Annotated in this window: 16 protein-coding genes; 7 read left to right on the plus strand and 9 right to left on the minus strand. The window is 42.7% G+C overall.

Features of this window, described 5'->3' with window-relative positions; all coding sequences use genetic code 11:
* Positions 1–308: 308 nt before the first annotated feature.
* Both M5X66_RS03220 and rdgC read right to left on the minus strand, forming a co-directional pair.
* Positions 309–818, minus strand: a complete 510-nt coding sequence (locus tag M5X66_RS03220) for a GNAT family N-acetyltransferase (RefSeq protein ID WP_108479236.1) — start codon at positions 816–818, stop codon at positions 309–311.
* A 236-nt stretch (positions 819–1,054) separates the two neighbouring features.
* Positions 1,055–1,960 carry a recombination-associated protein RdgC gene (gene rdgC / locus M5X66_RS03225; protein ID WP_036953781.1) on the minus strand — a complete coding sequence of 302 codons (906 nt, stop codon included), beginning with the start codon at positions 1,958–1,960 and terminating at the stop codon, positions 1,055–1,057.
* A 176-nt stretch (positions 1,961–2,136) separates the two neighbouring features.
* On the opposite strand from rdgC, the gene mak reads away from it, so the two are divergent.
* A complete protein-coding gene (mak, locus tag M5X66_RS03230) occupies positions 2,137–3,045 on the plus strand; it encodes a fructokinase (RefSeq protein ID WP_036953784.1) in 909 nt (302 codons plus the stop codon).
* 622 nt (positions 3,046–3,667) lie between these two features.
* Positions 3,668–5,617 carry a bifunctional 2',3'-cyclic-nucleotide 2'-phosphodiesterase/3'-nucleotidase gene (locus M5X66_RS03235; RefSeq protein ID WP_270103873.1) on the plus strand — a complete coding sequence of 650 codons (1,950 nt, stop codon included), beginning with the start codon at positions 3,668–3,670 and terminating at the stop codon, positions 5,615–5,617.
* 263 nt (positions 5,618–5,880) lie between these two features.
* Here M5X66_RS03235 and M5X66_RS03240 read toward each other — a convergent pair whose 3' ends face one another.
* From M5X66_RS03240 to sbcD, 4 genes are all read right to left on the minus strand, one after another.
* Positions 5,881–6,180 carry a type 1 fimbrial protein gene (locus M5X66_RS03240; RefSeq protein WP_154637598.1) on the minus strand — a complete coding sequence of 100 codons (300 nt, stop codon included), beginning with the start codon at positions 6,178–6,180 and terminating at the stop codon, positions 5,881–5,883.
* A gap of 451 nt (positions 6,181–6,631) precedes the next feature.
* Positions 6,632–7,231 (minus strand): nitroreductase family protein, encoded by a 600-nt coding sequence (locus M5X66_RS03245; protein ID WP_036953792.1) that lies wholly within the window; start codon positions 7,229–7,231, stop codon positions 6,632–6,634.
* A gap of 215 nt (positions 7,232–7,446) precedes the next feature.
* Positions 7,447–11,130 carry an SbcC/MukB-like Walker B domain-containing protein gene (locus M5X66_RS03250; protein ID WP_270103874.1) on the minus strand — a complete coding sequence of 1,228 codons (3,684 nt, stop codon included), beginning with the start codon at positions 11,128–11,130 and terminating at the stop codon, positions 7,447–7,449.
* Between the two features lie 2 nt (positions 11,131–11,132).
* Complete coding sequence (gene sbcD, locus M5X66_RS03255; RefSeq protein WP_154633902.1) at positions 11,133–12,347, minus strand: exonuclease subunit SbcD; 1,215 nt, start codon at positions 12,345–12,347, stop codon at positions 11,133–11,135.
* Positions 12,348–12,680: 333 nt separating this feature from the next.
* Here sbcD and phoB point away from each other — a divergent pair, with 333 nt between their 5' ends.
* The 3 genes from phoB to brnQ all read left to right on the plus strand — a co-directional run bounded on the left by phoB (position 12,681) and on the right by brnQ (position 16,536).
* Complete coding sequence (gene phoB, locus M5X66_RS03260; RefSeq protein WP_036953802.1) at positions 12,681–13,370, plus strand: phosphate regulon transcriptional regulator PhoB; 690 nt, start codon at positions 12,681–12,683, stop codon at positions 13,368–13,370.
* A 23-nt stretch (positions 13,371–13,393) separates the two neighbouring features.
* Positions 13,394–14,713: a phosphate regulon sensor histidine kinase PhoR gene (gene phoR / locus M5X66_RS03265; RefSeq protein ID WP_036953805.1), complete on the plus strand. Its 1,320-nt coding sequence runs from the start codon at positions 13,394–13,396 to the stop codon at positions 14,711–14,713.
* A gap of 494 nt (positions 14,714–15,207) precedes the next feature.
* Positions 15,208–16,536, plus strand: a complete 1,329-nt coding sequence (gene brnQ, locus M5X66_RS03270; protein WP_036953807.1) for a branched-chain amino acid transport system II carrier protein — start codon at positions 15,208–15,210, stop codon at positions 16,534–16,536.
* A 74-nt stretch (positions 16,537–16,610) separates the two neighbouring features.
* On the opposite strand, the gene ggt is transcribed toward brnQ, so the two are convergent.
* The 3 genes from ggt to M5X66_RS03285 all read right to left on the minus strand — a co-directional run bounded on the left by ggt (position 16,611) and on the right by M5X66_RS03285 (position 20,011).
* A complete protein-coding gene (gene ggt / locus M5X66_RS03275) occupies positions 16,611–18,377 on the minus strand; it encodes a gamma-glutamyltransferase (RefSeq protein WP_154600150.1) in 1,767 nt (588 codons plus the stop codon).
* 213 nt (positions 18,378–18,590) lie between these two features.
* On the minus strand, positions 18,591–19,193 hold the full coding sequence (locus M5X66_RS03280) for a peroxiredoxin C (RefSeq protein WP_036953813.1): 603 nt from the start codon (positions 19,191–19,193) through the stop codon (positions 18,591–18,593).
* 206 nt (positions 19,194–19,399) lie between these two features.
* A complete protein-coding gene (locus M5X66_RS03285) occupies positions 19,400–20,011 on the minus strand; it encodes an acyl carrier protein phosphodiesterase (RefSeq protein ID WP_154637601.1) in 612 nt (203 codons plus the stop codon).
* 193 nt (positions 20,012–20,204) lie between these two features.
* Here M5X66_RS03285 and queA point away from each other — a divergent pair, with 193 nt between their 5' ends.
* Both queA and tgt read left to right on the plus strand, forming a co-directional pair.
* Positions 20,205–21,287: a tRNA preQ1(34) S-adenosylmethionine ribosyltransferase-isomerase QueA gene (queA, locus tag M5X66_RS03290; RefSeq protein ID WP_132496176.1), complete on the plus strand. Its 1,083-nt coding sequence runs from the start codon at positions 20,205–20,207 to the stop codon at positions 21,285–21,287.
* Positions 21,288–21,362: 75 nt separating this feature from the next.
* Positions 21,363–22,490 (plus strand): tRNA guanosine(34) transglycosylase Tgt, encoded by a 1,128-nt coding sequence (tgt, locus tag M5X66_RS03295; RefSeq protein WP_036953825.1) that lies wholly within the window; start codon positions 21,363–21,365, stop codon positions 22,488–22,490.
* The last annotated feature ends 120 nt before the right edge of the window (positions 22,491–22,610 follow it).

The raw sequence follows: 22,610 nt of genomic DNA on the forward strand, positions 1-22,610 counted from the left end.
TGTCGCGGTGTTGGCTTCATTCGTTAGCCCTAGTCACATACTTGTGTATGCTCCTAGGGTCTAACGCATTTACCGCCTTGCGACAGCACAAACTATTTAGCGTATTGGTATTAGTCATATTTTGCACTGTCGCGGTGTTGGCTTCATTCGTTAGCCCTAGTCACATACTTGTGTATGCTCCTAGGGTCTAACGCATTTGCCGTCTTGCGATAGCACAAACTATTTAGCGTATTTCAGTGATACCCTAAAATATTAAAGCTACCTATCAGTCGTGAAATTACAACTGATTGTTATAGGTGATAGTTCGGTTACTCATCCTGCCAGCTCGCAATATCCAGCACAAGCTCGCACTCATCATCGATATAGCCACCTGTCGGAATAAAGCCAAGTTTCTGATAAAACTCAAATGGGCTCTCTTCTCCTTCACCGCAACTATTATACAGCCGTGGGTAACCTTTCTTTTTCAAGTAACGGATCACTTGAATTAACGCCTCACGACCAAATCCTAATTTTTGGTAAGGCTCGGCTATCATAAATCGCCATAGCATAATGCCATCGTATTCAAGCTCATCATCATCTAGCCCAGAATGCAGCATAATGAATCCTACAGGGATATCATCCGCATAAATGCCTCGATACCAAGCACAGTCAGAGAATTGCGCCTCAACCATGGAATAGGCATTATCTGCCACCATGCTACGCTGTGCTTCACTGAGTGTATGGCTCAGCAAACAGATTTCCGAAAAGTTTTCAGCTGTTACCTTCTGCAAGGAGACAACGGAATTTTCATCCACTTCTGGCTCGATGAACTCTATCATAACCATTCCTTCGCTCGAATATTGACCAAAGCTTCACGAGGAAGCTGCTTGTGTTGTTATTATTGAATAATCAAAATTGCTACTGATTTGTTACATGGATGTAATTTAATCAACCAGAGATCGAGGAGGCAGTCAATGACTTAATTGTGGCTATGCAAGCGGGGTCTAAAAAGAAAATGGCAACTTGCGTAAATGCCCGTTGCCATCGTGAAGTCAGGATAAAAAGCTAAATAATATTAATGTTCGGCTTCACCGCCCAGAACATCAATTAGGCGAGCGATTAAGGCGCTGAGTTCGCCTGTCATCAGAATATAATCAGCATCAAATTTCTGAGCAAAATCTTCTCTAGGAATATCGTCATTTTGTTCTTTTAGTTTTTCACTGAATTTCAGTTTCTTCAGAGAGCCATCATCAGATAGCATAAACTGAACGCGCTCTTCCCAATCTAACGATAATTTAGTGACTAATTTGCCAGCTTCAATATGGGTGGCAATTTCGTCAGAAATTAGGTCTTGTTTCTTACAACGGATGATCCCGCCTTCTTCTAAAATCGCTTTTAATTCCGCTTCATCCATAGCGGCAAAACCTTGAGGTAATGCACCAGAACGCACCCATTCAGTCAGGGTTAACTCAATTGGGTCTTTAAAGGTCAGGGGAACAACAGGAAGCGAGCCTAAGCTTTTACGTAATAACGCTAAATTATCTTCGGCACGCTTAGCACTAGCGGCATCAACAATAATTAGCTGATTAACGGTATCAATCCAAATGTAGGTTTTGCTGAATTTACTGAATGCGCGCGGAAGTAAGTCATGAACCACTTCGTCTTTGAGCGAGGCTTTTTCAGTTTTTTTCAGTTGGCGACCTTGGTCCGCTTCTAATTTTTCAATTTTCTCTTGTAATGCTTGCTTGATCACGGGGGATGGCAGCATCTTATCTTCTTTTTTGGCACAAATAAGAATTTGGTTATTTGCAGCATGGGTGAGTGCATCTGCGCCACGCATTGGTGGCACCCAGCCCGTTTTCATCATGTCTTGGCTTCCACAAGGGGTATAAGCTAGCGGCGCAAGTTGTCTTTCCAGATCATCCGCGGAGAGTGCCAAATCCCGATTCAGGCGATAGACCAATATATTCTTGAACCACATGAAAAACCTACCTTTGTCATTAAAAACATGTTTAGCAAGGCGGACATGATAGCGAATTGTCCGTTATTAAGCGAAAAAAAATGCCCGCCATTTTGCGGTGTTTTACTTTCTATAAAGGTCGTCTAATAATGTAAGCAGGCAATTAAATGAAAAATAGATAATAAGTGAGTGCCATTATGAGAATAGGGATTGATTTAGGCGGTACAAAAATTGAAGTGGTCGCGCTGGATGATGGTGGCAATATTCTATTTCGTCAGCGTATGCCAACGCCACGAGGTGATTATCAAGGCACTCTCGATGCAATTAAGCATTTAGTTGATGAGGCGGAAGCGGCAACGGGTCAAGTTGGAAGTGTGGGTTTAGGGATCCCTGGAACACTTTCTCCAGTGACGGGAAAAGTGAAAAATGCCAATTCTACGTGGCTAAACGGACAACCATTCGATAAAGACCTTGCTCAATGTTTAGGTCGCCCAGTGAAAATGGCCAATGATGCTAATTGCCTTGCTGTTTCAGAAGCCGTAGATGGTGCAGGGGCAGGCGCTAAAGTGGTATTTGCGGTTATCATCGGAACGGGCTGTGGCGCAGGGATCGCCATTAATGGGCAAGTTCATTCTGGTGGAAATGGCGTCGCAGGCGAATGGGGACACAACCCTTTGCCATGGCAAGATGACCAAGACCGACTATTTCTGGCTGACGAAAAATGTTATTGCGGGCTGAGTGGCTGTACAGAGCAATTTGTCTCCGGTACGGGATTTATGGCGGATTACAAAAAACTGGCCGGAGAATCCAAAACAGGCACTGAAATTATTCAATTGGCGCGAAACGGCAATAAACACGCGATAAAAGCCTTTGAACATTACCAAAATCGTCTAGCAAAAGCGTTAGCACAAGCCGTCAACATGCTAGATCCAGACGTCATAGTGTTAGGGGGCGGAATGAGCAACGTCGATGAGCTCTATGAAAATTTGCCAGAAAAAATTCGTCAATGGGTGTTTGGTAGGGAGTTTGATACGCCAATCAGGAAGGCGGAGCATGGGGATTCGAGTGGGGTGCGGGGGGCGGCCTGGCTCTGCTCTGAGGGTTAATGCTCGTCATACTTCACGCCGTAGCTGCGTTGGCTACGCTCGCTAACCCTAGTCACATACTAATGCATGCTCCTAGGGATTAGCCTCTCTTGCCGCCTTGCTCGTCATACTTCACGCCGTAGCTGCGTTGGCTACGCTTACTAGCCCTAGTCACATACTAATGTATGCTCCTAGGGACTAGTTTCACTTGCCGCCTTGCCACAACGCGAATTATTTAGAGCATGTTCTAGAGTTAAAAAAGACAAAAGATAAAAGCAAGGCAAAAGCAAAAGAAGGGCAAAAGTGAAAATGAGCTGGTGGGTTTGACTACTGATAAAGTGAGTGTCGGTGAGTTATTCGGGGAATAGCGGGTTTTATCGATAACTCAAATAATAGCGGTGATTTTTATCGGATAAATCTATTTTTGTGAGCTATATAAAAGTCGGGATTCATAAATGGACTAAAACCGTGATTTAGTCACAAAAAATGGTTACTGTTTGCAGTCATTATCATTAAAACTTGATATCCAACACACAGTGACAGGCTCAATTTCGGGTATGGTTGGGTTTTTGACCAATAACCATGAAATGAATCTGGACTTTATGAGAGGCATTCTCTCAAAAGGCAACAAAGGGGATTTAACGTGAAAAAGGCTCTAAAACTTTCATCTTTGGCACTGCTGGTGGCATTTAACGCCAACGCTGCCACGGTTGACTTGCGTGTCATGGAAACATCCGATGTACACAGCAACCTCATTGACTTCGACTACTACAAAGACAAATCTACTGAACAATTTGGCCTAGTACGTACTGCGACATTAATCAAAGCCGCGAAAAATGAAGCCACCAACGCTATCCTCGTGGATAACGGGGATTTAATCCAAGGCAGCCCACTGGCTGACTATATGGCGAACAAAGGCTTAAAAGAGGGAGAATCTCATCCTGCTCATAGCTTAATGAACACCATGGGCTACACCGTCGGTAACTTTGGTAACCACGAATTCAACTTTGGTTTAGATTACCTGAAACAAGCTATTGCAGGCGCGAAATTCCCTTACGTCAATGCCAATATCGTTGATGCTAAAACCGGTGAAAACTACTTCAAACCATACATCATTGTTGATACTCCAGTAAAAGACCGTGATGGCAAAACGCACACTATTAAAGTTGGTTATATCGGTTTTGTTCCGCCACAAATCATGATTTGGGATAAACCAAACTTAGAAGGCAAAGTGAAGGTGAATGACATCACTGAAACTGCTAAAAAGTTTGTGCCGCAAATGAAGAAAGAGGGCGCTGACCTGATTGTGGCAATTCCTCATTCAGGATTCTCACAAGAGCCATACAAAGCGATGGCAGAAAACTCTGTGTACTATCTCAGCGAAGTGCAGGGCATTAACGCTATCATGTTTGGTCACTCTCACGGTGTGTTCCCAAGTAAAGAATTTGCTGATATTAAAGGTGTCGATGTTGCCAAAGGCACAGTCAACGGCATTCCAGCAGTTATGCCAGGACAGTGGGGTGATCATTTAGGCGTGGTTGATTTGGTGGTTAACAATGACAGCGGCGATTGGAAAGTGGTTGAAGCTCAAGCCCATGCCCGCCCTGTTTATGATAAAGCCAATAAGAAAGCACTGGTTGAGCGCGATGAATCACTCGTGAAAATCATCCAAGAGCAGCATCAAGGTACCCGCGATTTCGTGGGTAAACTGATTGGTAAAGCCTCTGAAAACATGTACAGCTACTTGGCATTAGTTCAAAGCGATCCAACGGTTCAGATTGTGAATGATGCTCAGATGGATTACACCCGTAACTTTATCCAAGGCGACCCAGATTTAGCTGATTTACCAGTATTGGCCGCAGCGGCACCATTCAAAGCCGGTGGACGTAAAAATGCGCCTTCTGAGTTTGTTGAAGTGGAGAAAGGGGATTTAACTTTCCGTAATGCGGCGGACTTATATCTCTATCCAAATACCTTAGTGGTAGTAAAAGCAACAGGTGCGGATGTGGTTGAATGGTTAGAGTGCTCTGCGGGCATGTTCAACCAAATCGATGCTCAATCAACTAAGCCACAAAGTCTGATCAACTGGGATGGTTTTAGAACCTATAACTTTGACACCATTAGCGGTGTGAATTACCAGATTGACCTAACTCAGCCAGCTAAATATGACACTGACTGCCAAGTGGTCAATAAAGATGCGAATCGTATCAAAAATGTGACTTACCAAGGCAAACCAATCGATCCTAAAGCGGCATTCTTAATCGCGACTAATAACTATCGTGGTTACGGCGGTAAATTTGCAGGTACTGGTGATGCGCATATTGCATTTGCTTCACCAGATGAAAACCGTGCAATTTTAGCGGCTTATATCGCTAAAGTGTCTAAAGAAAAAGGCGAAGTGGTTTCGAAGGCGGATAATAACTGGTCCTTCACGCCAATTAAAACCGATAAAAAACTCGATGTACGCTTTGAAACTTCACCAAGTGAAAAGGCTGCCGAGTTTATTCAGCAACATGCTCAATATCCAATGAAAAAAGTGGGTACTGACGATATCGGTTTTGCTATTTACCAAGTTGATTTAACCGCTAAGTAATAGCAGTCATAAAATATTGATAACCGAAAGCCTGTCACTTATGTCAGGCTTTTTTTCATAGAAATGTATGTTCGATGACATTCGTATGAAAAAAAGATTATGGAAAGCATCATGGCGGAAAGGTGCATAGAAGAACAGAAAAATAGCTGACTGGCTATGTGATAACAAAAGCGGATTAATATAGAAATAAAGTTCGGGGAGTTTAAACTTAAGAGTAAATGGCAGCTCCCCGAAATATTATGCTTATTAGATCTTCAATTAACTTATTCATAAGTCACGTTTAACATAGGTAATTTACTGTGTTTGTCATATTCAACTTTGACATACTCGGATTCGATTTTTTTACCATTTTTCAATGAACCTGATGCAGTGACTGTTTTACCATTACGATAACAATCCACATTTGCATGGGTTTGATTCACGATATTGACTTCACACTGAGGCTCATAGATATAACCACCAAATGAAACTGTACCTCCTGAAGATGGGTTGATATTACTTGCAAAAGAACAACTCGAAATGAAGATTGCCACTACAGTAGTTAATAAAGATAAACGTTTCATAGTCCACCCCCTTAATAACACTGACCACCATCCAATACTGCTTCTGTGCTCTTATTTTTAGTGTAGTTCAAATGCCGATAATGCAAAAATAAAAGTTTAGTCTATAAGTAAATACTATTACCCTGAGGATATAACATATTGATGTCAATCAAATTAAGGTTGTTTTTCAGTTTCATGTAAGTGATTAAAAATGCTATTTTTTATAAAATTGCGACCAATATATAAAAATGAAATATTATTTTTGAATAAGTGTGATTGATTTTGATTAATATTCCGAGGGTGTTTTTCTATTTGGATAATTTGTGATAGTTGAGGGTTTTATATTGTTAATAATTTAATGAAATTCAAATGTATTATATAAATAAATATATAATGGTTTGGGTGAATAAATAAAATAAAGCCTCTGCAAATATTTGCAGAGGCAATAAAGATAATAACGATCAGTGATGAATTATTTGAATACTTTGAAACGAACGTCGTCGTCCATAAAGTCTTTATCACCAGCAGGTTGTTCAATTGAACCAAATACCATTTGAGCGCGTAAGATCCAATTTGCTGGGATATCCCACTCTTGTTGAACTTGATTGTCAATTAATGGGTTGTAGTGCTGTAATGATGCGCCCACATTTTCCTGAGATAATGTTGTCCATACTGCCAGCTGTGCCATGCCGCTCGCTTGTTCTGACCAGATAGGGAAGTTATCTGCATAGAGTGGAAATTGCTCTTGTAAACCAGTGACGACATTTTTATCTTCAAAGAAAAGAACGGTACCGGCACCTGCTGCAAAGCTATTAATTTTTTGCTCAGTTCCCGCAAATGCTGCTTCTGGTACGATAGCGCGTAACGCTTCTTTGGTGATATTCCACAGTTTTTTATGTTCTGCACCAAATAGCACCACAATACGTGACGTTTGTGAGTTAAATGCTGATGGGGAGTGCTTAACCGCTTCTTTGATAAGCCCAGCCACTTTCTCTTCCGAGATTGGTAATGAATCGCCTAAGTTATAGATAGTGCGACGATTTTTAATCATTTCGATAAATGCGTTAGACATGTGTGTCCCCTTGCTTTTGTTTAGAGCACGGCAATTTATTGAACAACCTCAGAAGCCGTAACTTGTTTCGAAGTAAATTGTTTCGATGTGAACAACTATAAAGGTATCCCAACCAAATCATAGAAAAAAAATTTAACCTTAATGTTCAAATTTTTGCATGTTGTTATAAAAATTAAATAAATTCATTTGGTTATCTTTATTTCTAGCCTATTGTATTAACTAACACGATAGTGACTTGGAAGTTCACTAAAGCCGAGTCCGTTAGTTTTTTTCACTGCAATTTGTACAGGAATTCGTTCTTTCATCGCTTCTACATGGCTAATCACACCAATGGTTTTTCCTGATGCATTTAGGCTCTCTAATGCATCTAGGGCGATGTCTAAAGTTTCAGCGTCTAGCGTACCGAAACCTTCATCTAAAAAGAGTGACTCTAATTGTGTTCGATGGCTCACCATGTCAGAGAGTGCAAGGGCTAGGGCGAGACTGACTAAGAAACTTTCCCCCCCTGAAAGGGTCTTCGTATCGCGAATGCTATCCCCTTGCCAACCATCAATAACCTGCAACTCGAGGTTGGCTAAATGGCTACGCTGTAGCAAATAACGACCATGTAATTTATCGAGTTGTTGGTTAGCGAGCGAGACTAAACAGTCTAGAGTTAGCCCTTGAGCATAGCGACGGAATTTATCCCCTTCGGCGGAGCCGATTAAGGTATTGAGATAACTCCAATCATCGTAGCTTAATTGGCTCTGTTCAATTTTATTCAATAACTCACGCTGCTGGTGACGTTGCTGCTGATCACGCTCAAGCTGGTTAATGATTTGCCCTTGTTGCTGGTTCAATATCTTGATTTGGCTCTCTAGTTGTTCGAGAGCTTGCTGAATTTTTTCCACAGAGAACTCAGTGAATTCCACTAAACGCTGTTGCTCATGATTTGCTATGGCTGACTGGCTTTCTTGGTAGCGAGTTTCCGCCTCCAGCCGCTGTTGAGTGACTCGCTGTTTAAGCTGCTCCAGCTCAATTTTCTCTTCAGTCGGCAGTAAGGCATTAAGGAACTGCTCTTGAGTATCGAAAGGGCTGCTACTGAGTGCAGCAACAAACTGAGTGTGAGCGGCTAACTGTCGTTGGCTTAGTTGCTTCAATTGGTGATCAAGTTCTTGGGCACTTCCGTTGAGTACAGCAATATTTTTATCTATTTCGCTAATTTTCTCTGAAAGTGAATCAACTTGATGTGTGTATTGAGCTTGTTTTTCTTGCATTTTTTGGACAAAAACAGCAACTGTTTGACCATCTAACAGATTCTGGCGTTGCATATTTTTTTGTTCAATTTGCTGATTTAATTGCTCTAATTGCTGCTGTTGAGCAGAAAGTTGCTGAGTTAATTGCTGAGCATTAGCTGTTTCAGCTGCAAGCGTAGCCGTATCAACGTCAATATTTTTGGTGATTTGCAGAAAGGTGTTTTTTTGTGCTTCATAATATTGCCCGCGTTGCTCAATCTCTTGTAGCCAAGTATTAAATTGTGCTTGGCTTGGAAGAATGAGATTAAATGGCGCCAGCGAGGCCGTAAGCTGCTGTACTTGTTGTTCTAAGCGTTGTTGCAGAGATTGCTGCTCAGCTTGGTTTTCTTCTAATTGCTGGGAGTGATGCTTAAGTTTCTCATCAAGGAGAGATAACTCAGAAAACAGCTGTTTAGCTTGGGTTTGCTGTTCATAATATTGGTTTTTAGCATCTTGGTACTGACGCTCTAATTGTGCAAATTCATTGATGATGGTTTGCTGAGCGGTAAGCTTTTCTTGTAATTCAATGAGAAATTGTTCTACTGCAGATGCGTTTTTGGCTAGTTCAGGTGTAAGTGCTTGCTCACATGCTTTCAGCCATTGACGATTCAGGTTGTTGAACTGCTCTTGTAGCTGTTTTTGAGCCAATTCGTTATCTTGCTGGTGGCGCTTGTCTGCTTGCAATAAGGCTTGCAGCTCAGTAAATTTTTGTTTTTCAGTTTCAATTTGAGTGACCAGCATAGCCAGTTGTTGCTGAGTCTCATTGGGTATAACGGCTTGATATGATGCTAAAGCAGGGTGGTCCAATGAGCCACAAAGAGGGCATGGAGTCCCTTTAATGAGCTGTTGGCGTTCATGTTCTAAGCTGACAATCTTTTGTTCTAGCTGAAGTTTTTGCTCCAAAATTTGCCGTTGCGGCTGGAGCTGAGTCAGTCTATCTTGCGTAATGGTAATCTGTTGCGACAATTGGTTGATAGATTCGCTAAGTTGGTTTTGCAACTGCGTTTGTGACTGTAACTGTAGCTGTTTTTCCTCATGTTGAGTCAGTAAAACAGGTAGTATTTTCGCATGCTGCAAAGGTTCTTGCTGCTGTGAAATTGCTGCTTTAATTTCCTCGATATTGTGCTTTTCTTTATATTCCTGAAACTGCTTTTCGAGCTGATTAAAGCGAGAATGCTGCTCTTCTAAATGGCTTTGAGCCTGTTGAGACTCTTTGGCTTTTTGCTGCTGAACCTGTTGTAGGGTTTGCCATTCTTGGTGGATAGCTTTCTGCTTTTGCTGATTTTGGGTTAGGCGTTCTGTGAGTTCATAAATAAATTTCCCTTGCTGTTGCCAGCTTCCGAGTTGCGCGACAATCTGGGCGTCATTTTGGTGTTCTTGCAGAAATAACTGGGTTTTATTCAACTCATTATTGGCATGAAGAATTTTCTGCTGAATATTTTCTACACTCGATTTTTTCTGTAAATATTCTCCATTTAGTTGATTTAATTGCAGGTCCAATTGGACTTTTTGCTGGTTAAGCTGCGTAAGCAAATTGTCGAGTGGTCGCACTTCGTTATCAATCATCGCCGTGGTTTTTTGTACCCAATCTTTATATTGATTTTGCTCCGACTGAGCGTGAGTGTATTGGGCGACCAATGGTAAGCGCTGCTTTTGAGCGGTTTCTAAAAGTAATGTGGTGCGCTGCTGTTTTTGGGTCTGTTCATCGAGTTGAGTTTGCAAGCTTTGTACTGCCAACCAATCTGGGCGTAAGGCTTCTGCTGGGGCGCTTTGTGCCAGCTTATGTAAGCGGGGTTCGGCGGCTTGATATTGTTGTAGAGCTTGCTGCTGTGCAATCTGTAATCGCTGGGTATTTTGTACCAATTGTTGATGTTGCTGGTGCCATGTTAGCGCTTGTTGATGGCGGTTTTTATTCTGATTCAGTTGCTGTTCTTGCGCTGAATATTGTTGCTGTTTTTCAACGAGTTCTTGATGTTCAGCTTCAGTGAGTAAGTTAATGCTACCGGCTTGCGCCCGCAGAATATCGAGATCGGTTTTAGCTTGTTTATGTTGGTTAAAAATATACACCGAAATCTGGCTGTAAATTTCGGTGCCAGTGATTTCTTCCAGTAAATCGGCTCGCTCTTTTTCGGTCGCATTTAAAAAGGCGGCAAAATCCCCTTGAGAGAGCAAAATGGATTTAGTGAAACGCCCAAAATCTAGCCCGGTGATTTGCACAATTTTTTCACGCACTTCACTGATTTTTTCTGCAATGATTTGCCCATCAGCGACGGTTGCTAGCTCAGCTTTTGCGTCTTGCAGGTTACCATTGGGTTTATTGTTTGCCCTGCGTTGGCTCCAAAATGCGCGATAAGCGACGCCTTTAACTTCAAATTCCACTTCAGCTAAACATTCACTCGTGTGGCGGGTCATTAACTCATTTTTGCTTTTTGATATCGCGCCTAACCGTGGAGTTTGGTGGTACAGTGCAAGGCAGATGGCATCCAATAACGTGGTTTTTCCCGCGCCAGTTGCGCCTGTGATGGCAAATAACCCATTGCTGGCAAAAGGCTCTTCTGTGAAATCAATCTTCCATTCACCTTTTAGGGAGTTAATGTTTTTCAGGCGTAAGCTTAAGATTTTCACAGTTATTCCCCCTGTTCATTGCGCAAGTTGGCGTAGGATTGCTTGAACAGCTGCAATAAACGCTGTTCTAACGCTTTGTCTTCCAATGACTCTTCTGTAAGTCGTCGAGTAAAGACTTCCTCGGCGGTCAGTTCATTTAATGTTTCATTCTGTGGAGTGAGGTTTTGACCAGTCTGCGCCTGCCGCGCTCGGCGTAGGCGAACAACTTCAACAGGGAGTTCTTGAGTAAGAGCTTCAATACGTTGTTGGATATCTCCTAGATAATCTTGAGTGGCGACTTCAATATCTAACCAAATAGGGAGCTCATTTTCTTTGACAGGTAAGGCCATTAATTGTTTTTGTAGTTCTTTCAAAGAGCCTTTTAAACTCAATAGTGGCTGAAAAACGGGTATTGGTAGTAAAGTAACATTGGCAAATTGGTGCTGATTAAATTCCACTAAACAGACACTTTTTTGTTGTTGTGATTCATCAAAGCTAAGTGCAATCGGAGAACCACTGTAGCGAATATGTGCTTGCCCACCAATCAGTTGAGGGCGATGGATGTGCCCTAGTGCAATATAATCCGCAGGTGGGAATGCGCCGGAAGGAAAAGCATCCAATGTGCCAATATAAATCTCACGCACGGAGTCTGTCAGCTCTGCACCAACAACGGTCAAATGCCCCGTGGCAATAATCGGGATATCTAAGTTCAGTTCAGTACGTTGCTCAACGGCTTTTTGGTAACAGCTTTGGTAGTGTTCATGAATGGCATTTTGTAATGAAAGTTGTTTCTCTTCACTGCTTTGCCCTGCAATGCTGACTTGGATATCTCGTGGTCGTAAAAAGGGGATCGCACACACCAGCCCATTAGGGTTCCCTTGTTTATCTTTCAATGTGATGACTGGGGACTCGCTGTTTGATGTGATGACGTGAGTATTTAAATAACGTAATAACGCGCTGGATTCATTCAAAACAGAGACAGAATCATGGTTACCGCTCAAAATAACTAATTGGCAGCCTGTTTTTTGCAAATCAACAATAAACTGGTTGTAGAGTTCGCGCGCATAACTTGGCGGAGCGCCAGTATCAAAGACATCACCAGCCACAATCAGGGCATCCACTTGGTACTGTTTGACTTGTTCTATTAACCAACGCAAAAAGTGTTGGTGTTCAGCAGTTCGGTTTTTAGTGAAAAAATACTGACCTAAATGCCAGTCTGAAGTGTGGATGATGCGCATGAGCTAGCGGTTCCTGTAATTATGACGCTTTTACTATATTAATATTCTGATGCTTTATACTAATATTCAAACCATTTGGTTTGCTGTGTCACAGTATACTGTATATAGGTTCAGTGAAAGCAAAGGTATGGCAAATTAAACAGTAAAAATAAGAGAGTTGCGAAGCGCTTCGCAATGATAGCCAGATGTGGTGTTAATATTTCACTTACATGACATTAAACTGTTAATCTAATGATAGATCTTGATTGTGGGTTGAGATATTCATAATTCTGTCACAAAACTGACGCATAATGCGGTCACATTAAAAATCTCTTCTTATTTACAGGAACAATCATGGCAAGACGCATTCTAGTCGTTGAAGATGAAGCGCCCATCCGAGAAATGGTTTGTTTTGTATTGGAACAGAATGGTTTTCAGCCCACAGAGGCTGATGATTATGATTCTGCAATAGCGCAATTGGTTGATCCACTTCCTGATTTAGTGTTGTTGGACTGGATGATCCCCGGTGGTTCCGGTATCCAAGTCATTAAACATATGAAGCGTGATAGCGCCACGCGTGATGTCCCCGTGATGATGCTAACTGCAAGGGGCGAAGAAGAAGATCGCGTGAAAGGATTAGAAGTGGGGGCGGATGATTATTTAATCAAACCATTTTCACCAAAAGAATTGATAGCTCGAGTTAAAGCCATTTTACGACGTATCTCTCCAATGGCGACAGAAGACATTATTGAGATGAACGGGTTAGTTCTTGATCCTACTTCTCATCGCGTTACCAGCAAAGAAATTCCCATTGATATGGGGCCTACCGAATACAAGTTACTTCACTTCTTTATGACCCATCCAGAGCGAGTATATAGCCGCGAACAGTTACTCAACTATGTTTGGGGCGCAAACGTGTATGTGGAAGACAGAACGGTGGATGTGCATATTCGTCGTTTAAGAAAAGCGTTAGAGTTAGATGGGCATGATAAGATGGTGCAAACGGTTCGTGGTACTGGCTACCGCTTCTCTGTTCGCTATTGAGAAACCATTAGGGAGAAACATGGGTGCTTGAACGCTTATCCTTAAAACAGCTGATTTGGGGGCTGTTTTTATTTATTTTACCCGCATTGATACTGTCTGTTTTTATTGGGCATCTTCCGTGGCTATTAGTGATTTCACTGCTCGCAGCACTCATTTGGCACGGATATAACCTGCTAAAACTTTCAGATTGGCTCTGGTTGGATAGAAGTATGCTGCCGCCGGATGGCAAGGGGGGATGGGAGCCGATATTTTATGGCATCTATCAGATGCAGCAGCGCAACCGTAAGCGTCGCCGTGAATTAGGTCAGTTGATTAAGCGCTTTCGCAGCGGAGCTGAATCCTTGCCTGATGCGGTGGTAATTATGACCACCGAAGGCAATATTTTCTGGTGTAACCGCCACGCTCAACAGCTTCTAGGCTTTCGCTGGCCTGAGGATAACGGACAGCATATTTTTAACTTGCTACGTTATCCTGATTTTAGTCGTTATTTCACCGTGAAAAACTATGACCAAGCACTGACGATTGAGCTTAATAGTGGCGAAATTGTTGAGTTTCGGATCTTACCATATGCGAGTGATCAGCTTTTGATGGTGGCTCGAGATGTGACTGAAAAACGCCGTCTAGAAAAAGCACGTAGAGACTTTTTTGCTAACGTGAGCCATGAGTTACGTACGCCATTGACCGTTATCCAAGGCTATCTTGAAGTTATGGATGACCAAGAAGGCACTTCACCGATGAATAAAAAAGCGTTGTCGGTGATGCAAGAACAGACTCATCGAATGGATAACCTAGTGAAGCAATTGCTGCAATTATCCCGTATAGAGGTTGCCCCTCAAATTAATCTAGACGAACAGATTAATATGCCGGTCATTCTCAAGATGATTGAACAAGAAGCGATTAGCTTAAGCCAAGGGCGGCACGAGTTTGAATTCAGTATTGATGAAAAACTTCGAGTTCATGGAAATGAAGAGCAGCTACGAAGCGCGGTTGCTAACTTAGTGTATAACGCCATAAACCATACGCCAGATGGTACGAAAATTAAGGTGAAATGGCAGCGAACCAGTAATGGTGCCCAGTTTAGTGTGAGTGACAATGGTCCGGGAATTCCAGCCGAGCACCTTCCTCGCTTAACAGAGCGTTTTTATCGTGTGGATAAAGCGCGTTCAAGGCAAGGTGGCGGCGGAACAGGATTGGGCTTAGCGATTGTTAAGCATGCGATTCAGCATCATAGTAGCCAGCTCTCAGTAACCAGTCAGGTTGGTAAGGGCAGTGAGTTTTCATTCACATTACCGCCAGTGTTTATTGTGTCAGACAAGAAAGTGAATACATTAAGCGCGAAATAATCGAAAAACTGAAACCTTGCTAATTAAATCATCATATTAGCAAGGTTTTTTGTTTTGTGTTTCACCCTATATTGGTACTATTTCTAACACCTACGTTATATTTTCAATTTTATCCTGCAATTTTCTTCATCTTATTCTGTGAATATTTCTTCAGTATGGTTAAAAAATGTTTTATTGATGATTTTTTAGCCTGAATATATACGGGATATTGCAATTTTACTGACAGTAATCACTGGTTCTTAAATTTAGTTTGGTGCATTGTTCTTGTTTTCGGGTTTGCTCTTGCCTTTTTTCCCTATAAAAGTTTTACTTGTCGCCAGTTATTGGCGATTTTTACTGTTTTTTGATGTTTAGTATTGCAAAGCTAACCAAGACATGCATTTTGTATTGTTAATGTAATGTTGATCAGAACTCTATTTCGTCATATATGTTCCAATAGGTTACGGATGAAGTGACCTATTTTTATTTCATAATTTACTAAAAATTAACATAATATGGCTCATCGTTTATCATCCAGAGATATCCTCGCATTAGGTTTTATGACCTTTGCGCTGTTTGTTGGGGCTGGAAATATTATTTTCCCGCCAATGGTCGGTTTACAAGCCGGTGAACAAGTTTGGACTGCGGCACTTGGCTTCTTAGTCACAGGTGTCGGTCTTCCTGTTCTTACCGTCGTTGCATTGGCGAAAGTGGGGGGCGGTATTGAAGCGCTCAGCACGCCAATTGGTAAAACTGCCGGTCTGCTATTAGCTATCGTTGCATATCTATCGGTGGGGCCTCTTTTTGCGACCCCAAGAACGGCAACCGTTTCTTATAAAGTGGGTATTGCACCATTGCTGGGCGGTGAATCGGAAATATCACTGCTGATTTATAGTGCCATCTATTTTGTACTGGTAATCGGTATTTCGTTATACCCAGGTAAATTGCTAGATAGCGTTGGGCACATTTTGGCACCAGTCAAAATGTTGGCACTGGCAATTTTAGGCGTTGCTGCGGTTATGTGGCCTGCTGGAGAACCGATTCTGGCAACCCCTGAATACCAAAATATGGCATTTTCCAATGGCTTTATTAATGGCTATTTAACGATGGACACATTAGGTGCCATGGTTTTTGGTATTGTCATTGTGAATGCGGCCCGTTCCCGCGGTATTGAAAACTCATCATTATTAACTCGCTATACCATGTGGGCAGGTTTAATTGCTGGGGTATTATTAACTCTGGTCTATTTATCGTTGTTTAAACTGGGCGAAAATAGTGGATCATTGATTCCAAATCCAGCTGATGGCGCTGATATTCTTCACGAATATGTTCAATACACGTTCGGTAACTACGGTAGCTTCTTCTTAGCGGTGTTGATTTTTGTTGCCTGTATGGTAACTGCTGTAGGGCTAACCTGCGCATGTGCTGAGTTCTTCAGCCGCTATGTGCCAATCTCTTACCGTAAATTGGTATTGATTTTAGGCTTGTTTTCTATGGTGATTTCAAACCTAGGACTGAGTAAGCTGATTGCGTTCTCATTGCCGGTATTGGTTTCGATTTATCCACCTTGTATCGTTTTGATTTTAATGAGCTTTACGTTGAAGTGGTGGCGAAACCCAACCATCGTGATTGCTCCAACGATGTTAACAAGCTTTGTGGTCGGTTTGATTGGTGCAGTGAAAGCCTCTGATAACTTGAAGACTTATATCCCAGACTGGATGACGTCTATTCCATTATATCAGCAAGATTTAGCGTGGTTATTACCATCGGTGGTTGTGTTAGTGGTTGCTGCGCTATGTGACAGACTTATCACACCATCAAGTCAGCATCATAAGCACGCATAATATATTGTAAATTCCTAAAAAAATGCCAGTAGATGATAAATCCACTGGCATTTTTCATTTTAGTTATCGACTAACTAATTCACACCCACCGCACTGCCCGCAGGGCGGCGAACATCGTTAGATCCGTAAATAAAGCCTTCACGGACTTTGCCAGAAACGGCAGAGTCGTTGCCGGAAGATTTCGCACTCACACCCGCACCGTCAGGAATACCGATCATAATTAGCTCAGCAGCGCCCCATGGGGTCTGCTCTACCATTTTATAACCCATCTTATCGAGTAACGCTAAACTGTCTTTAGACACGCCGCGTTGCTCATAATAAACCTCATCAGGCAGCCATTGATGGTGAATGCGAGGGGCATTTACCGCCTCTTGTGGTGGCATGCCGTGGTCAATAATGTTTAGTGCAGTTTGCAAGGTAATTGAAATGATCCTTGAGCCTCCTGGAGAGCCGAGTACTAAGAAGACTTTGCCATCTTTAGTGACAATTGTCGGACTCATTGATGATAGTGGGCGCTTACCGGGGGCGATAGAGTTTCTTTCCCCTTGTACTAAGCCATACAGATTTTTCTCACCCACTTTGGTGGTGAAATCATCCATTTCATCATTCAGGAAGAAACCTGTACCTGGCGGAATCACTACAGAGCCAAATCGACCATTGATTGTATAAGTGGTTGAAACGGCATTGCCTTTGTCATCTACGACCGAATAGTGGGTCGTTTCTGGTTTTTCGTGAGGTCCTATTCCCGGTTGAACTTCAGTGGATGGTGTCGCTTTATTTGGCACAATCTCTTTGCGCAGATCAGCGGCGTATTGTTTGCTGAGTAGCTTACCTGTCGGGTTATCTACAAATGCAGGGTCGCCTAAGAATGTATTGCGGTCCATATAGGCGTGGCGCATCGCTTCAGTCAGCGTATGAATGTATTCAGCGGAGTTGAAGCCCATCTCTTTGAGATCATAACCTTCTAAAATATTGAGGGTTTCACAGATAGTTACGCCGCCCGAACTTGGTGGTGGTGCAGAGATAAATTTGTAACCACGGTAGGTGCAGCTAACGGGAGTGGTATCTGAAATGGAGTAATCAGCAAAGTCTTGAGCTGTTAGGATCCCGCCATTTTTCTTCGATGCAGCTTCTACAATTTTAGGAATATCGCCTTCATAGAATGCAACAGGGCCTTTATTGGCGATTTTTTCCAGCGTGTTTGCCAAATCGGTTTGTACCAGCAAGTCTCCCGGTTGGTAAGCACTTCCATCCGGTTTTAAGAAGATCCGAGCTACTTCGGGATCTTGTTTGAAGCGTTCGGTCGTTGTGTCGAGCACATCGGTATCACCACGGGTTAGGACAAAGCCTTCTCGAGCCAGTTTAATCGCGGGCGCCATTACTTGTTGGCGGCTCATGGTGCCATATTTTTCAAGGGCATAATCTAAGCCTTTCACTGTACCCGGTACACCCGATGCGAGGTAGCCATATAGGCTGGCATCTTTGATAAGTTTGCCGTCTTTATCTAAATACATATCAGCGCTGGCGGCTTTTGGGGCTGTTTCTCGGAAGTTAATAAAGATATCTTTACCATCCGCAAGGTGCAGTGTCATAAAACCACCACCACCAATATTGCCACAGCAAGGGTTAACGACTGCTTGGGCATAACCCACTGCAACTGCCGCATCAACCGCATTTCCTCCGGCTTTTAAAATGTCAGCACCAATTTGTGAAGCAAGGTGTTGAGAGGAGACAACCATGCCTTTTGTTGCTTCAACGGCAGGTTCTGAAGCAGCATAAAGTTGACTTGAAGTTAGTAACGAAATCAGTAGTAAAGAAGGGCGCCATGCATTTTTTATCATTGGTATCTCCCGATTAAATGAGGAAGTAACGCGTAGATGTAATACAAATAAATAATTTGTTAAATATTTGTATCATCCAGATATAGCATGAATGGTTTGAGGGATTGAATAACAAAAGTGAAAAAGTGTTAACGCGGTAGGAAAAAATTTTAGATAGGGATAGATGCAAAAATGCCGGCATTAAGCCGGCACTTGAAAACTTAACAGGTCAAATTACAGACCAGTTGCGTTCTTAGTCAGGTAAGCAGCAACGCCTTTTGGAGATGCGTTCATGCCTTCTTTACCTTTTTCCCACTGAGCTGGGCAAACATCACCGTGCTCTTCGTGGAATTGCAGCGCGTCAACCATACGCAGCATTTCGTCGATGTTACGGCCTAATGGCAGGTCGTTAACCACTTGGTGACGAACAACACCGTTTTTGTCAACTAAGAAAGAACCACGCAGAGCAACGCCCGCTTCTGGGTGCTCGATGCCGTAAGCTTTCATGATGTCGCGTTTGATATCAGCAACCATCGGATATTTAACTTCACCGATACCGCCGTTATCAACAGGAGTTTTACGCCATGCGTTATGAACGAATTCTGAGTCGAAAGAAACACCAACGATTTCTACGCCGCGTTTTTTGAATTCTTCATAGCGATGATCGAATGCAATCAGTTCTGAAGGACATACAAAAGTGAAGTCCATTGGCCAGAAGAAGATCACAGCTGGGCGACCGTTCAGGTGTTTTTTCAGGTTGAAGTTTTCAACGATTTCACCATTACCAAGAACAGCTGCAGCAGTAAAGTCAGGGGCTTGACGTGTAACCAGAACCATAATGTACTCCTATGAGTTTTAAGGGTTTCTATCTCCGCAATCGAAATGGGGCATGCGGATAAATATAACCTAAGGATAAGGTTTTATCTTTGGAGAATAAAGACATTAAAACCAATTGATATGATAGCTTTTACCTATCAATGGTATCAATTTTGCAGATTAATATCAATAAGATAGTTTTATTCCATTAAAGTGCAAGTTTTAATTTATTCGGATGCACGTAATGTGAACTCTTGGGCAAAAAGTTGCTGTTTTGCCGTCTCAATCATTTGTGGATAAAACTGAAAGAAAATATGTTCAAGTTCTAGATAATTAAGCAGAAAATCATCGAATGAGCCACTTAGAGCCGCAAGTTTAGGACGGCGCCTTGCCATGCCATTAAGTGACTTACCGATGTACGCTTTTTCTGCGTATCGTGTCAGCCATTGTTGAGGCCAGAGATACTCATTTAACTCCTGAAATTTTTCAGGGGTATGACACAAATCCGGTTCAATGGTTTGCCTGGCAAAATGCACAAAATCAGAGAGTGAATGCGAGGGAACGAGACGCTCCCAATGCAGAGAAAGAAAATGATCCCAGACTAAATCCAAGGTGATAGGGGCGACTCGGCGGTATTCTTCGCGAAATAGCTGACGAGCTTGTTTGACGAGCGGATGGGTATCGGTGGTTCTATCTACGGCTCTGTGCATACGGATCCCTGCAACAATTTCAGGAGAATAAGCTCCCGCAGGATTACCGCGTACGTAGTCTGCCATCATGTTTCCCAATAGGGAGCTTTTGGCAAGATGGGCAAGATGAAGATGAGCAAGATAATTCATATCGATACTATAAACGAAAAATGTCAGAAACGAAAAATTGAAAGAAAAAAGGCAGCCGACACATTCCGTGCGGTTTCAGAAAATATTTGTACAATATTGATTCTTTTTTATACAAAATGGCGCTTATTTCTTGCGCCAAAGGCAGTGCAGCACTAGACTAGTCGCCTTATTTTTTTAGATTGATGTCAATACAATGCGTGTATCCGATTTTACTTTTGAATTACCAGAAGAACTTATTGCCCACTATCCTCAGGCTGAGCGTAGCTCATGTCGCTTACTTGGTCTTGATGGTGCCACGGGACAGCTCACGCATGGTGTGTTTACCGATATTCTTGAAAAATTGGAGCCAGGGGATTTGCTGGTGTTCAACAACACTCGCGTGATCCCTGCCAGATTGTTCGGTCGTAAAGCGAGCGGCGGTAAAATTGAGGTTTTGATTGAGCGTATGCTCGATGAACATCGTGTTTTGGCTCATGTTAGAGCCTCTAAAGCACCGAAAGAAGGTGCAGCGCTGTTACTGGGTGAAGATGAAAGTGTGAATGCAACGATGGTCGCTCGTCACGGCGCACTGTTTGAGCTGCGCTTTGATGATGCACGTGATGTATTAAGCATCCTTAACCAAATTGGTCACATGCCATTACCTCCGTATATCGACCGTCCAGATGAAGAGTCTGATAAAGAGTTGTATCAAACCGTGTATAGCCAGCGTCCGGGCGCGGTTGCTGCACCAACAGCAGGTTTACACTTTGATGAGCCTTTATTAGAAGCATTACGCCAAAAAGGCGTTGAGATGGCATTTGTGACATTGCATGTCGGGGCGGGAACGTTCCAACCGGTGCGTGTTGATTCCATCGAAGACCATATTATGCACTCTGAATATGCGGAAGTTCCGCAAGAGGTGGTCGATGCCGTGTTGGCGTGTAAAGCGCGTGGAAATCGTGTGATTGCAGTGGGAACAACATCTGTTCGTTCACTCGAAAGTGCCGCGAAAGCCAGCGAAAACGCTTTAATTGCTCCATTCTTTGATGATACTCAGATATTTATTTATCCGGGTTATGAATATCAAGTGATTGATGCCTTGATCACTAACTTCCACTTGCCAGAATCCACATTAATTATGCTGGTCTCTGCGTTTGCGGGATATCAAAACACCATGCAAGCCTATAAAGAAGCTGTTGAGCAAAAATACCGTTTTTTTAGCTATGGTGATGCCATGTTTATTACGCCAAACGCCAATGCTCGTTTTGAGCAAGTCGGCTCGGCAGAACAAGAATAAGTGGCGGCGTAGCTGCTTGCTTAGATTCAGTAACCAATAGCACCAGACTGTTTTTCTGATGCTAGGAGATAAAACGTGAAATATGAATTACAGACAACCGACGGCAATGCGCGTCGTGGTCGCCTGATTTTTGAACGCGGCGTGGTAGAAACTCCGGCGTTCATGCCAGTAGGAACTTACGGCACGGTTAAGGGAATGACTCCTGAAGAAGTGAAAGAAACCGGAGCTCAAATTTTACTGGGTAATACCTTCCATTTATGGTTGCGTCCAGGTCAAGAAATCATGAAATTACATGGTGACTTGCACGATTTCATGCAATGGCAAGGCCCTATCTTAACAGACTCAGGCGGCTTCCAAGTCTTTAGCCTTGGCGCAATGCGTAAGATTAAAGAAGAAGGCGTTCATTTCCGTAATCCAATTAATGGTGAAAAAGTCTTCTTAAGCCCCGAAAAATCGATGGAAATTCAGTATGACCTCGGTTCCGATATCGTGATGATTTTCGACGAATGTACGCCGTACCCAGCAGATTGGGATTACGCAAAGACATCAATGGAAATGTCATTACGTTGGGCTGCGCGTAGCCGTCAGCGCTTTGATGAATTGAACAATAAAAATGCGTTGTTCGGGATTATCCAAGGCAGTGTTTACGAAGATTTACGCGATATCTCAGTGAAAGGGCTGGTGGAAATTGGCTTTGATGGGTACGCTGTAGGCGGCTTAGCAGTCGGCGAACCAAAAGAAGATATGCACCGTATTTTAGAGCATGTATGCCCGCAAATTCCGGCAGAAAAACCACGTTACCTAATGGGCGTTGGTAAGCCGGAAGATTTAGTGGAAGGTGTACGTCGTGGTATCGATATGTTTGACTGTGTGATGCCGACACGAAATGCACGTAACGGGCATTTATTTGTCACCAGTGGCGTGGTAAAAATCCGTAATGCGAAGTATAAGTCAGACACATCACCTCTCGATGCAGAGTGTGACTGCTATACTTGTCGTCATTACAGCCGCGCGTATTTGCATCATCTTGACCGTTGTAATGAAATTTTGGGTGCACGACTCAATACCATCCATAATTTACGTTACTATCAACGCTTGATGGCGGGTATTCGCCAAGCGATTGAAGCGGGTAATTTTGAGCAGTTTGCTGCGGATTTCTATCAGAAGATTGGCAAAGCCCAGCCTTCATTAAATAGAGAGTGAATTTAAAGTGCGAAGTTAGCCCGAACTGTGTAGCATATCGGGCTGTACCCTTCGTTCTTGCAGCTGATTGTGGTTATTGGCATCAGCCAAAAGAATTATTTAGTGCAAATTATAGTTTTT

This window comes from Providencia sp. PROV188 (genome assembly GCF_027595165.1).
GTDB classification, from domain to species: Bacteria; Pseudomonadota; Gammaproteobacteria; order Enterobacterales; family Enterobacteriaceae; genus Providencia; species Providencia lanzhouensis.